Source organism: Pseudomonas migulae (assembly GCF_043225285.1).
GTDB lineage: Bacteria > Pseudomonadota > Gammaproteobacteria > Pseudomonadales > Pseudomonadaceae > Aquipseudomonas > Aquipseudomonas migulae_C.
Genome location: NZ_CP171224.1, coordinates 1,993,190 through 2,005,772 on the forward strand (window position 1 = coordinate 1,993,190; position 12,583 = coordinate 2,005,772).

General features: G+C 61.6%; 11 protein-coding genes. 7 read left to right on the forward strand and 4 right to left on the reverse strand.

From position 1 onward, the window contains the following. Positions 1–16: 16 nt before the first annotated feature. Positions 17–658 carry an oxidoreductase gene (locus ACF6ZU_RS09230; RefSeq protein ID WP_392891743.1) on the forward strand — a complete coding sequence of 214 codons (642 nt, stop codon included), beginning with the start codon at positions 17–19 and terminating at the stop codon, positions 656–658. A 141-nt stretch (positions 659–799) separates the two neighbouring features. Here the strand turns inward: ACF6ZU_RS09230 and ACF6ZU_RS09235 are convergent, their stop codons facing one another. The 4 genes from ACF6ZU_RS09235 to ACF6ZU_RS09250 all read right to left on the reverse strand — a co-directional run bounded on the left by ACF6ZU_RS09235 (position 800) and on the right by ACF6ZU_RS09250 (position 5,225). After that, positions 800–1,084: a YceK/YidQ family lipoprotein gene (locus ACF6ZU_RS09235; protein WP_392891744.1), complete on the reverse strand. Its 285-nt coding sequence runs from the start codon at positions 1,082–1,084 to the stop codon at positions 800–802. Further along, the gene (gene ubiX / locus ACF6ZU_RS09240) at positions 1,077–1,709 is read right to left on the reverse strand and encodes a flavin prenyltransferase UbiX (RefSeq protein WP_392891745.1); all 633 of its coding nucleotides are present in this window, start codon (positions 1,707–1,709) and stop codon (positions 1,077–1,079) included. The genes ACF6ZU_RS09235 and ubiX overlap by 8 nt, the downstream gene beginning before the upstream one ends. Continuing rightward, on the reverse strand, positions 1,706–3,055 hold the full coding sequence (gene mpl / locus ACF6ZU_RS09245) for a UDP-N-acetylmuramate:L-alanyl-gamma-D-glutamyl-meso-diaminopimelate ligase (RefSeq protein WP_392891747.1): 1,350 nt from the start codon (positions 3,053–3,055) through the stop codon (positions 1,706–1,708). The genes ubiX and mpl overlap by 4 nt, the downstream gene beginning before the upstream one ends. 256 nt (positions 3,056–3,311) lie before the next feature. After that, positions 3,312–5,225 (reverse strand): sigma-54-dependent Fis family transcriptional regulator, encoded by a 1,914-nt coding sequence (locus tag ACF6ZU_RS09250; protein ID WP_392891749.1) that lies wholly within the window; start codon positions 5,223–5,225, stop codon positions 3,312–3,314. A 300-nt stretch (positions 5,226–5,525) separates the two neighbouring features. On the opposite strand from ACF6ZU_RS09250, the gene ACF6ZU_RS09255 reads away from it, so the two are divergent. From ACF6ZU_RS09255 to ACF6ZU_RS09280, 6 genes are all read left to right on the forward strand, one after another. Then, positions 5,526–7,046: an aldehyde dehydrogenase family protein gene (locus ACF6ZU_RS09255; RefSeq protein ID WP_075949046.1), complete on the forward strand. Its 1,521-nt coding sequence runs from the start codon at positions 5,526–5,528 to the stop codon at positions 7,044–7,046. Positions 7,047–7,263: 217 nt separating this feature from the next. Beyond that, on the forward strand, positions 7,264–8,634 hold the full coding sequence (gene eat, locus ACF6ZU_RS09260; RefSeq protein WP_392891752.1) for an ethanolamine permease: 1,371 nt from the start codon (positions 7,264–7,266) through the stop codon (positions 8,632–8,634). Between the two features lie 196 nt (positions 8,635–8,830). Then, positions 8,831–10,225 carry an ethanolamine ammonia-lyase subunit EutB gene (locus tag ACF6ZU_RS09265; RefSeq protein ID WP_392891753.1) on the forward strand — a complete coding sequence of 465 codons (1,395 nt, stop codon included), beginning with the start codon at positions 8,831–8,833 and terminating at the stop codon, positions 10,223–10,225. 8 nt (positions 10,226–10,233) lie between these two features. Continuing rightward, on the forward strand, positions 10,234–11,058 hold the full coding sequence (gene eutC / locus ACF6ZU_RS09270) for an ethanolamine ammonia-lyase subunit EutC (protein ID WP_392891754.1): 825 nt from the start codon (positions 10,234–10,236) through the stop codon (positions 11,056–11,058). Between the two features lie 119 nt (positions 11,059–11,177). After that, on the forward strand, positions 11,178–11,639 hold the full coding sequence (locus ACF6ZU_RS09275) for a GNAT family N-acetyltransferase (protein ID WP_392891756.1): 462 nt from the start codon (positions 11,178–11,180) through the stop codon (positions 11,637–11,639). Between the two features lie 286 nt (positions 11,640–11,925). After that, complete coding sequence (locus tag ACF6ZU_RS09280; protein WP_392891758.1) at positions 11,926–12,582, forward strand: DedA family protein; 657 nt, start codon at positions 11,926–11,928, stop codon at positions 12,580–12,582. Position 12,583: the final 1 nt, after the last annotated feature.

Below are 12,583 nucleotides of genomic sequence, written 5' to 3' on the forward strand. Positions count from 1 at the left end.
TCAAGGGAGAAACACTATGTACTTGACGCCTCAGCATGTATTGCTTGCCGGAGCCACTGGTTTGACCGGTGAGCATTTGCTTGATCGCCTGCTCAACGAGCCTACGATCACCCGTGTATTGGCCCCTTCACGCCGGCCGCTGGCCAAGCATCCGCATCTGGAGAACCCGGTTGGCGACCCGGAGGCGTTCCTGCCGCAACTGGCCGGGCGCGTCGACATCGCCTATTGCTGCCTCGGCACCACGATCAAACAGGCGGGGTCGGAAGCGGCGTTCCGCGCGGTCGATCTGGACATGGTTGTGGCATTCGCCAAACGCGCACGGGAGATGGGCGCTCGGCACTTGATCGTGATCAGCGCCCTGGGGGCCGATCGCAGATCTTCGGTGTTCTACAACCGGGTCAAGGGCGAGATGGAATATGCGCTGCGTGCGCAGGACTGGCCGCAACTGACCATTTGCCGACCTTCGCTGCTGCTGGGCGACCGTATTGAACCGCGTATCGGCGAGCAATTTGCCGGTCCGTTGTCCCGCTTGATTCCAGGCAAATACCACGGCATCGAAGCCTGCCAACTGGCCCGGGCGATGTGGCGGCTGGCGCTGGAAGAGCAGGATGGGGTGCGGATTGTCGAGTCGGATGAGTTGCGCAAACTCGGCAAATAATTCTGCGGCGTCTTGTAGGACGCCATCGTCGGATCGCCGCCCGGAGCCGGCTCGCTCCCACACTTGATCTGTGTCGTTCACAAATCCCCTGTGGGAGCGAGCCTGCTCGCGAATGAAGCAACGCCGATCTACCGCCGAACGCTACAATCCGCCCGTCGCCTGAAAACTTACGCCGATCACCGTCAGCACCGACAACGGCAACAATAACGTGTCGAGCAACGCGCTGGCCGGCAGGTCAACACCGGGATAACCCGGCGCCTCCGCGCCAAATCGGTCCTTGGCACAGCACCCGCCATTCAACGCATACCAATCCAGCCGCGTCCCCGCATACACCACTGGCGCCCCCGGTTTGGCGGCATCCAGCGTTCGCGCCGTGGCGCAACCTGTCAGTTGCAGCGCCAGCACGACCACCAGAAGCTTATTCATCGCTGTTCAGATGGTGTTCGCCCCAACGGGGCAGCATGTCTTGCGGAATGTTCAGCAGATTGAGGATCCGCGCCACGACGAAGTCGATCAGGTCGTCGATGGTTTGCGGCTGGTGATAGAAGCCCGGCGACGCCGGCAGGATCGTCACGCCCATGTTCGACAACTTGAGCATGTGCTCCAGATGAATGCTCGAATACGGCGCTTCGCGCGGCACCAGGATCAACTGGCGGCGTTCCTTCAGCGTGACGTCGGCCGCGCGCTCGATCAGGTTGTTGCAGGCACCGGTGGCGATCGCCGACAACGTCCCGGTTGAACACGGCACCACCACCATCGCCGCCGGCGCGCCGGAACCCGACGCTACCGGCGACATCCAGTCTTCCTTGCCGTACACCCGAATCTGCCCGGCGGCAGCGCCGGTGTATTCGGTGAGGAAAGCCTGCATCGTCTGGGTTTTCGGTGGCAGCGTCACGTCGGTCTCGGTGGCCATCACCAATTGCGCGGCCTTGGAGATCAGGAAGTGCACCTCGCGGTCTTCGCGAATCAGGCAATCCAGCAGGCGCAAGCCGTACTGGGCGCCCGACGCGCCGGTCATCGCCAGCGTGATGCGTTCCGGACCGTTGTTCATTGCAGCGCCTCGGCGAGTTTGCCGTGCAGGCCGCCGAAGCCGCCGTTGCTCATGATCACCACGTGAGTGCCGGGCTGGGCCTGGCTCTTCACGCGTTCGATGATGCCTTCCAGCGAGTCGCTGACAATCGACGGCACCGTGCACAGCGCCGCCGTTGCGCCCAGGTCCCAGCCGAGGTTGGCCGGTGCATACCAGATCACCTGATCGGCATCGACCACGCTTTCCGGCAAGCCGTCGCGGTGCGCGCCGAGTTTCATGGAGTTGGAGCGCGGCTCGATGATGGCGATCAACGGCGCATCACCAATGCGTTTACGCAGACCGTCGAGGGTCGTGGCGATGGCGGTCGGATGGTGGGCGAAGTCGTCGTAGATGGTGATGCCACGCACTTCTGCGACTTTCTCCATCCGGCGCTTCACGCTTTTGAACGCGCTCAACGCGGCGATGCCCATGGACGGCACGACACCGACGTGGCGCGCCGCTGCCAGGGTGGCCAGGGCGTTGGCGACGTTGTGTTGACCGGTCATGTCCCACTCGACCACGCCTTGGGCGACGCCGTCGAACATCACTTCGAACTTCGAACCGTCTTCACTGAGCAGCTTGACCTGCCACTGACCACCGGCGCCGGTGGTTTGCACCGGGGTCCAGCAACCCATCTCGATCACGCGCTGCAAGGCCGGCTCGGTGGTCGGGTGGATCACCAGGCCTTCGCTCGGGATCGTGCGCACCAAATGGTGGAATTGCCGCTCGATGGCTGGCAAATCGGGGAAGATGTCCGCGTGATCGAATTCCAGATTGTTCAGGATCGCTGTACGCGGGCGGTAGTGGACGAACTTGGAGCGCTTGTCGAAGAACGCACTGTCGTACTCGTCGGCTTCGATGACGAAGAACGGCGTGCCGCCCAGTCGCGCCGACACCGAGAAATTCTGCGGCACGCCGCCGATCAGGAAACCCGGGCTCATGCCCGCGTGCTCCAGCACCCAGGCGAGCATGCTGCTGGTGGTGGTCTTGCCGTGGGTGCCGGCGACGGCCAGCACCCAGCGACCTTGCAGCACATGGTCAGCCAGCCACTGCGGGCCGGAGACGTATGGCAGACCTTTGTTCAGCACGTATTCGACCGCCGGGTTGCCACGGGACATGGCATTGCCGATCACCACCAGGTCCGGCGCCGGATCCAGCTGCGCCGGGTCGTAGCCCTGGGTCAACTCGATGCCTTGTGCCTCAAGCTGAGTGCTCATCGGTGGATAGACGTTGGCATCGGAGCCGGTCACGTGATGGCCCAGCTCTTTGGCCAGAACCGCCATTGAGCCCATGAAAGTGCCGCAGATACCAAGAATATGAATGTGCATAGTCGACCTCGTAAAACATGGCCGCAGGTTAGCCTAGGGAGGCGAAAATCGCACCTTTGTTTCGTGTGGGCCTGTGTAGGTGCCTCGCTCGACGGGGATGGTGGTTTCGAGGACGCCATCGCCAGCAAGCTGGCTCCTACGGATTCGGCGGTTGGCAGAAAATGGCGAGTACCACGACCCTGTAGGAGCCGGCTTGCTGGCGATGGCGTCCTTGAAACCGCTATCGCCGGCACGCCGGCTCCTACAAGTTTTGCATTTACCGGGCTATCCCGTGCTTGCGCAGCTTTCGGTAGAGGGTGTTACGGCTGACGCCAAGTTGCTCGGCGGTATGGGTCATGTGCCAACGGGTCTGGTCCAGCGCGTTGAGCAATGCCAACCGCTCGGCATCATCCAGCGGATGCTCGGAGGGCTCCTCAACCGCGACGACCGGCACCGGTCGCGCCTGGCGGATCATCACCGGCAAATCCTCCAGCCCGATCCGTCCGCCGTCACACAACGCCGCCAACGTGCGCAACACATTGCGCAACTGCCGCACGTTCCCGGGCCAGGCGAAACCCAACAACGCCTGACGCGCTGGCTCATCAATCAACACGGTTTCCCCGCCCGCCTCTTCCGCCAGCAAAAAGTCGAGCAGCTGTGATTTGTCACTGCGCTCGCGCAATGCCGGCAGTGCGATTTCCAGGCCGTTGAGCCGGTAATACAAATCCTCGCGGAAGCTGCCGTCCTGCACCCGCTCCAGCAAATTGCGGTGAGTCGCGCTGATGATCCGCACGTTGACCGATTCCGGCTCGCCGCCAATCGGCACGACTTGCCGGTCTTCCAGCACCCTTAACAGCCGGGTCTGCAAGGCCAGCGGCATGTCGCCGATCTCATCGAGGAACAATGTCCCGCCATCGGCCTGCTGCAACTTGCCGCGCATGCCTTCCTTGCGCGCGCCGGTGAAGCTGCCGCCGCGATAGCCGAACAGTTCGCTCTCGATCAGGCTTTCCGGGATGGCCGCGCAATTGAGTGCGACGAAAGCTTTTTCCGCGCGCTGGCTGGCCTGATGCACGGCTTTGGCGAACGCCTCTTTGCCGGACCCGGTTTCGCCGTTGATCAGCAGCGGCACATCACGCTCGAACACCCGCAGGGATTTGCGGAAATCTTCCTGCAACCCTTTGTCCCCCAGGCAAATGCTCGACAGACGCGAAGACTCCACAACCACCGGGCTTTGCACCACCGGCACCGGAATGCTGCGCGGCTGACCACGCAGCACGGCAAACAGGCTGCGCCCGTCGCGGGTGCGCAGCGGCCAACTGGCGCTGGCATTCACACTTGCGCGGCCCAGCAACTCATCCAGCGAACAATCGAAGAATGCCTCGACCGGTTGCCCCAGCAGCCCGCCGCGAATGTGTCCCAGCAGGTTCAACGCACTCTGATTGACCGCACTGATCCGCCCTTCCCCGTCGAACGCCAGCAACCCTTCGCTGAACAGCCCGACGGATTCGGCCTGCAAGTGAAAGCGCAGCAACCATTGATTGTCGAAGTAACGCAGGAAATAGCAGCTCTCGATCATCTTCGCCGAAAGATTGACCAGGGCCATGGTGTGGAACTGGCTCTGCCGCGAGACATCGTGTCGCGCCGAAGACACGTCGAGCACCGCCAGCAGTTCGCCATGGGGGTCGAACACCGGGCTCGCCGAGCAGGTCAGGCCGGTGTGGCGGCCGCGAAAATGTTCGTCCTGGTGAATCGTCAGCGACTGGCGCTCCACCAGGCAGGTGCCAATGCCGTTGGTGCCTTCGCAGGCTTCGCTCCAGTCGGCGCCGAGCCACAGGCCCGCACGCTCGAAAATCTTCCGTTCGGCGGGGGCGGTGACGCAGTTGAGGATCACGCCGCGCGCATCGGTCAGCAATACCGCATGGCCGGCGCCGGAGAGTTGCTGATGCAGGCTGCTCATTTCGCTGCCGGCGATGTGCAGCACTTGCTGCAGGCGTTCGCGGCTTTCAAGGACGCGGCCATGTTCCAGCACCGTCGGCGCCATGGTCAGGGCCGGGTCGAGGTGATAATCCTCAAGACAGCGCAGCCAGGAGCGGGCGATGGACGGGTCGCTGCCAGGCCCCTGCAGGTGTGATTTCCCTTGGGTCACGGTCAACACTTGCTGGGCATGGCGACTCAAATGGTTGTCGTGCATTTCTTATTATTCTCCCCGGGGCTCGGCGACCCGTACTGAGGTGATGCCCGAGCATCCTCCAGCCTAGCCCGCATTGCAATGCTGGCAAGACCGTTCAGTCACAAGCTGTGCCACAAGCGGTACAAAGTGTCACGGGAGCTGTACCGGAACCGCCACGGACGCCGCCCATCCGTCCGACAAAAACTGCGCAAGACCTTGATTTACCTGACCTGCAGGGCAGTGGCCCGACCTTTGCTCTACGCTTATAGCAAGCGCACATGCGCGACTCCCTATAAGCACAAAAGCAAGGAGAGAACCATCATGCGTTACGCTCACCCCGGTACTGAAGGCGCTATCGTTTCGTTCAAGAGCAAATACGGTAACTACATCGGCGGCGAGTTCGTCGCGCCTGTCAAAGGTCAGTACTTCACCAACACGTCGCCAGTGAATGGCCAACCGATTGCCGAATTCCCGCGTTCCACGGCCGAAGACATCGACAAGGCCCTGGACGCTGCCCACGCCGCTGCCGATGCCTGGGGCGCCACGTCCGCCCAGGCTCGCTCGCTGGTGCTGCTGAAAATCGCCGACCGCATCGAGCAAAATCTGGAACTGCTGGCGATCACCGAATCCTGGGACAACGGTAAAGCCGTTCGCGAAACCCTCAACGCCGACATCCCGCTGGCCGCCGACCACTTCCGCTACTTCGCCGGTTGCATCCGCGCGCAGGAAGGCAGCGCCGCCGAGATCGACGGCAACACCGTGGCCTATCACATCCATGAACCCCTGGGCGTGGTCGGGCAGATCATCCCGTGGAACTTCCCGATCCTGATGGCCGCGTGGAAACTCGCGCCGGCGCTGGCTGCCGGTAACTGCGTGGTGCTCAAGCCCGCCGAACAGACTCCGCTGGGCATTACCGTGCTGGTCGAGCTGATCGGCGACCTGCTGCCACCCGGCGTGCTGAACATTGTGCAAGGTTTCGGCAAAGAAGCCGGCGAAGCCCTGGCCACCAGCAAGCGCATCGCCAAGATTGCCTTCACCGGCTCGACCCCGGTTGGCTCGCACATCATGAAATGCGCTGCCGAAAACATCATTCCGTCCACCGTGGAGCTGGGTGGCAAATCGCCGAACATCTTCTTCGAAGACATCATGAAAGCCGAACCGTCTTTCATCGAGAAAGCCGCTGAAGGTCTGGTGCTGGCATTCTTCAACCAAGGCGAAGTCTGCACCTGCCCATCCCGTGCGCTGGTGCAGGAATCGATCTACGACGACTTCATGAAAGAGGTGATGAAAAAAGTCCTGTCGATCAAACGCGGCGACCCGCTGGACACCGACACCATGGTCGGCGCCCAGGCGTCCGAGCAGCAATTCGACAAAATCCTTTCGTACCTGGAAATCGCCAAGGGCGAAGGCGCCGAGCTGCTGACCGGCGGCAAGGTGGAAAAACTCGAGGGCAACCTGGCCAGCGGGTATTACATCCAGCCGACCCTGCTCAAGGGCACCAACAAAATGCGCGTGTTCCAGGAAGAAATCTTCGGCCCGGTGGTGAGCATCACCACGTTCAAGGACGAAGCCGAAGCCCTGGCCATCGCCAACGACACCGAGTTCGGCCTCGGTGCCGGCCTCTGGACCCGCGACATCAACCGCGCCTACCGCATGGGCCGCGCCATCAAGGCCGGTCGAGTGTGGACCAACTGCTACCACCTGTACCCGGCGCATGCCGCGTTCGGCGGGTACAAAAAATCCGGCGTCGGTCGTGAAACCCACAAAATGATGCTCGATCACTATCAGCAGACCAAAAACCTGCTGGTGAGCTACGACATCAATCCGCTGGGCTTCTTCTAACCCGGCGCGAAACCGCGTAACGGCGGTCGCCAGCAAGCTGGCTCCTACAGGATCACGCAAGACCTGTAGGAGCTGGCTTGCCAGCGATGGCGCCCTCAAACACACCACAAATCACTGCCCTGCCGCTCTGGCACGGGCTTTGCGTGCCCGCTTCACAGCAAAAATGCAGTTCCCGAAAGTCCAACAGATCAAACAATAAAAAAGACAGCGAGGACTTATGACTTCTTCCACACAGCTCAAACCCACACTGGGCACCCTGCATCTATGGGGCATTGCCGTCGGCCTGGTGATTTCCGGCGAATACTTCGGTTGGAGTTACGGCTGGGGCACCGCAGGTACACTGGGTTTTCTCGTCACCGCCCTGATGGTGGCGACGATGTACACCTGCTTCATCTTCAGTTTCACCGAATTGACCACCGCCATTCCCCACGCTGGCGGGCCGTTTGCCTACAGCCGTCGGGCTTTCGGTGAAAAAGGCGGGCTGATTGCCGGCATCGCCACGCTGATCGAATTCGTCTTTGCGCCGCCGGCGATCGCCATGGCCATCGGCGCGTACCTGAACGTGCAATACCCGGAACTTGATCCCAAGATCGCCGCCGTTGGCGCCTATTTTGTCTTCATGACCCTGAATATCCTCGGCGTCAGCATCGCCGCCACCTTCGAACTGGTGGTCACCGTGCTGGCCGTCGCCGAATTGCTGGTGTTCATGGGCGTGGTCGCGCCGGGCTTCAGTTTCAGCAACTTCGTGCTCAACGGCTGGTCGGGCTCCAACGACTTCACCCTGGCCTCGATCCCCGGCATCTTTGCGGCGATTCCGTTTGCGATCTGGTTTTTCCTCGCCATCGAAGGCGCGGCGATGGCAGCGGAAGAAGCCAAGGACCCGAAACGCACGATTCCAAAAGCCTACGTCAGCGGCATTCTGACCCTGGTGTTCCTCGCCATCGGCGTGATGGTGATGGCGGGCGGCGTGGGCGACTGGCGCCAATTGTCGAACATCAACGATCCACTGCCACAGGCGATGAAAGCGGTGGTCGGCAACAATTCGAGCTGGATGCACATGCTGGTCTGGATCGGCCTGTTCGGGCTGGTGGCGAGCTTCCACGGAATCATTCTCGGTTACTCGCGACAGTTCTTCGCCCTCGCCCGGGCCGGTTACCTGCCACGCTCGCTGGCCAAACTGTCGCGTTTCCAGACCCCGCACCGGGCCATCCTGGCGGGCGGCGTGATCGGCATCGCGGCGATCTACAGCGACGGCCTGGTCAACCTGCAAGGCATGACCCTGACGGCAGCGATGATCACCATGTCGGTATTCGGTGCCATTGTGATGTACATCATCAGTATGCTGAGCCTGTTCAAGTTGCGTAAAACCGAGCCGAACCTGGAACGCAGCTTCCGCGCGCCGGGTTACCCGATCGTCCCGGGGATCGCGCTGTTCCTGGCGGTGGTGTGCCTGGTGGCGATGGCGTGGTTCAACCCGCTGATCGGTTGTGTGTTCCTGGGGTTCATGGCGGCCGGTTATCTGTATTTCCAACTGACCGCCAAGCAGCGTTTCGATGCGCCGGCGGATGCGATGCTCGAAGGCGCCTGAGTTGCACCGGCGCCGGGCCCCGTGCCCGGCGCCTGCATTATTGAAGTGCACGCCCCGCACTTGTAGGAGTGAGCCTGCTCGCGATAGCGGTGTTTCCGCTGCAGAGATGTCGTCTGACACTCCGTTATCGCGAGCAGGCTCACTCCCACAAGGGTTGTTCAGTGTTATCACGACTTGTACAGATCAGGAGGACACCGTGGCCACATTCGCCCATTCCATCGGCGCCCAGACCTACCGCTTCGACAGCCTCAAAGAGGTCATGGCCAAGGCCAGCCCGGCGCGTTCCGGGGATTTCCTGGCGGGCGTTGCCGCCCTCAACGATGGCGAACGCGTCGCTGCGCAAATGGCCCTGGCTGACATCCCCCTGACCCATTTCCTACAGGAAGTGCTGATTCCTTACGAGACCGATGAAGTCACCCGACTGATCATCGACACGCACGACAAACACGCCTTCGCCGCCGTCAGCCACCTGACCGTCGGCGGATTCCGCGACTGGCTGCTCAGCGAGGCCGCCGACGAACAGAGCCTGCGCGCCCTCGCCCCGGGCCTGACCCCGGAAATGGCCGCCGCCGTGTCGAAGATCATGCGCGTGCAGGACCTGGTGCTGGTGGCGCAGAAAATCCGCGTGGTCACGCAGTTCCGCGGCACCATGGGCCTGCGCGGACGCCTGTCCACCCGCCTGCAACCCAACCACCCCACCGACGAGCCGGCCGGCATTGCCGCGAGCATTCTCGACGGTCTGCTGTACGGCAACGGCGACGCGATGATCGGCATCAACCCGGCCACCGACAGCATTGCCTCGATTTGCGCGATGCTGGAGATGCTCGATGCGATCATCCAGCGCTACGAAATTCCTACACAAGCCTGCGTACTGACCCACGTCACCACCTCCATCGAGGCGATCAATCGCGGCGTGCCGCTGGATCTGGTGTTCCAGTCGATCGCCGGCACCGAAGCGGCCAATGCCAGTTTCGGCATCAACCTGAACGTGCTTCAGGAAGGGTACGACGCCGGTTTGAGCCTGAATCGCGGCACGCTGGGGCAAAACCTGATGTATTTCGAAACCGGCCAGGGTAGCGCCCTGTCGGCCAACGCCCACCACGGCATCGATCAACAAACCTGCGAAACCCGCGCCTACGCGGTTGCCCGACATTTCAAACCGTTTTTGGTGAACACCGTCGTAGGCTTTATCGGCCCGGAATACCTCTACAACGGCAAACAGATCATCCGCGCCGGCCTCGAAGACCACTTCTGCGGCAAGCTGCTGGGCGTGCCGATGGGCTGCGACATTTGTTACACCAACCATGCCGAAGCCGATCAGGACGACATGGACACCCTGCTGACTCTGCTGGGCGTGGCCGGAATCAACTTCATCATGGGCATCCCCGGTTCCGACGACATCATGCTCAACTACCAGACCACGTCGTTTCACGACGCGCTCTACGCCCGGCAAACCCTCGGGCTGAAACCCGCGCCGGAGTTCGAGCAGTGGCTGGCCAGAATGGGCATCTTCACCCAGGCCGATGGCAAGATTCATTTCGGCGACCGCCTGCCGCCCGCCTTCCGCCAGGCAATGGGGCAACTGGGATGAGTGTCGAGATGGATAAACCGCCTGTCGATCCAGAAAACCCGTTGCTGGAGCTGCGCCGCCTGACCCCGGCGCGAATCGCCCTCGGCCGCACCGGCACCAGCATGCCCACCCGCGCGCAGCTGGATTTCCAATACGCCCACGCCCAGGCCCGCGATGCGGTGCACCTGCCCTTCGACCATGCCGGGCTCAGCGCGGAGTTGACCGAGTGCGGGTACGGAAGCCTGCTCTTGCACAGCGCCGCCACCAATCGCGACAGTTATTTGCAACGCCCTGATCTGGGGCGGAAATTGAGCGATGAGTCGGCGCAGATCCTGCGCAACCATGCTTCAGCCTATCCCGGCGGCGTCGATCTGGTGATTGTCGTGGCCGATGGTTTGTCGGCACTGGCAGTGCACCGCCACACAGTGCCCTTCCTTGCGCGCATGCGAGAGCAGATCGAAATCGATGGCTGGACGGTGTCCCCGGTGATTCTGGTGGAGCAGGGCCGGGTCGCGGTGAGCGACGAGATCGGCGAGTTACTGGGCGCCAAAATGGTGGTAATCCTGATCGGCGAACGCCCTGGCCTCAGCTCTCCAGACAGTCTGGGTTTATATTTCACCTACAATCCCAAAATCGGGCTGACCGACGCTTACCGCAACTGCATCTCCAATGTACGGCTGGAAGGCTTGAGTTACGGGATGGCGGCACACCGTTTGCTGTACCTGATGCGGGAAGCCTGTCGGCGGCAGTTGTCGGGGGTCAACCTGAAGGACGAAGCGCAGGTTCAGACGCTGGAGGCGGACGCAGGTGCGGATATGAAGGGTAATTTCCTACTGACTCCGCCGGATGCCTGAACCGTTTCCGCATTGCGTTTCGCATCCGATTTCAGGCAGGATCGAAACGCGGCTGCCCGAGTGAGAACCGTTCGCCGTCAGAGCACGTGAAGACAGCCACTTGAAGACGAGACCTATTGATGCGGATTATTCAAGCGACCCTCGAACACCTGGACCTGCTGACCCCGTTGTTCGTCAAATATCGCGAGTTTTATGGTTCCCTGCCGTATCCGGACTCGTCCCGGGCGTTCCTCGAGAAACGCCTGCGCCGCAAGGAATCGGTGATCTACCTGGCCCTGGCCGATGACGACGACAACAAACTGATGGGCTTCTGTCAGCTGTACCCGAGCTTTTCGTCGCTTTCGCTGAAACGCGTGTGGATCCTCAACGACATCTATGTCGCCGAAGATGCCCGCCGCCAACTGGTAGCAGACCACCTGATGCGCACCGCGAAGAAAATGGCCAAGGAAACCCACGCCGTGCGCATGCGCGTTTCCACCAGCAGCGACAACAAGATCGCGCAGAAAACCTACGAATCCATCGGGTTCAAGGAAGACACCGAGTTCAAGAACTACGTGTTGCCGATCAGCGACGAGCTCTGACGCCGGATACCTGTCTGCTCGCGATGGTCGTCAACGATAACGTGGGGGAGCCTGACACACTCCGGCGCTCTCAAGTCCATCGCGAGCAGGCTCGCTCCTACAGAAAAGCAGACCGCGCCGCCGGTCTTGCGCGACACTCCTCGCTACAAACTCGACGCTCTTTTCACTTTTCAGTCCGTATAATGCCGACCTTTCCGGCTTGTAAGAAAAACTACATTCGTCTGTAGCCTTACGCGAAGTCATCCGCACAGGCCTGCCGAGTCGGGCCGTCACCACAGGTGCCCCCATGGATTTCAACCCGCTTGACCTTGTCCTGCACCTCGATGTTTACCTCGACTTGCTGGTGAACAACTACGGGCCATGGATCTATGCCATTTTGTTTCTGGTGATCTTCTGCGAGACCGGCCTGGTGGTCATGCCGTTCCTGCCGGGCGATTCCCTGCTCTTCATCGCGGGCGCCGTAGCGGCCGGCGGCGGCATGGACCCGGTGTTGCTGGGCGGCCTGCTGATGCTGGCGGCGATCCTCGGCGACAGCACCAACTACGTCATCGGACGAACGGCCGGCGAACGCCTGTTCAGCAACCCGAACTCGAAAATCTTCCGTCGCGATTACCTGCAACAAACCCACGACTTCTATGACAAGCACGGTGGCAAGACCGTGACCCTGGCGCGCTTCCTGCCGATCATTCGCACCTTTGCACCGTTCGTCGCCGGCGTGGCGAAAATGCCTTACCCACGGTTCTTCTTCTTTAGCGTGCTTGGCACCATTCTCTGGGTCGGTGGCCTGGTGACCCTCGGCTACTTCTTCGGCAACGTGCCGTTCATCAAGAAAAACCTGTCGCTGCTGGTGGTGGGCATCATTCTGCTGTCGCTGGTGCCGATGATCATCGGTGTGGTCCGCAGCCGTTTCGGCAGCGCCGCGTCCAAAGCCGAACCGCGCTGAG

Bases quoted from the DNA above. Each gene is read 5' to 3' on its own strand.
- ACF6ZU_RS09230 (WP_392891743.1), top strand. From the start codon at position 17: ATGTACTTGACGCCTCAGCATGTATTGCTTGCCGGAGCCACTGGTTTG.
- ACF6ZU_RS09235 (WP_392891744.1), bottom strand. From the start codon at position 1,084: ATGAATAAGCTTCTGGTGGTCGTGCTGGCGCTGCAACTGACAGGTTGC.
- ubiX (WP_392891745.1), bottom strand. From the start codon at position 1,709: ATGAACAACGGTCCGGAACGCATCACGCTGGCGATGACCGGCGCGTCG.
- mpl (WP_392891747.1), bottom strand. From the start codon at position 3,055: ATGCACATTCATATTCTTGGTATCTGCGGCACTTTCATGGGCTCAATG.
- ACF6ZU_RS09250 (WP_392891749.1), bottom strand. From the start codon at position 5,225: ATGCACGACAACCATTTGAGTCGCCATGCCCAGCAAGTGTTGACCGTG.
- ACF6ZU_RS09255 (WP_075949046.1), top strand. From the start codon at position 5,526: ATGCGTTACGCTCACCCCGGTACTGAAGGCGCTATCGTTTCGTTCAAG.
- eat (WP_392891752.1), top strand. From the start codon at position 7,264: ATGACTTCTTCCACACAGCTCAAACCCACACTGGGCACCCTGCATCTA.
- eutC (WP_392891754.1), top strand. From the start codon at position 10,234: ATGGATAAACCGCCTGTCGATCCAGAAAACCCGTTGCTGGAGCTGCGC.
- ACF6ZU_RS09275 (WP_392891756.1), top strand. From the start codon at position 11,178: ATGCGGATTATTCAAGCGACCCTCGAACACCTGGACCTGCTGACCCCG.
- ACF6ZU_RS09280 (WP_392891758.1), top strand. From the start codon at position 11,926: ATGGATTTCAACCCGCTTGACCTTGTCCTGCACCTCGATGTTTACCTC.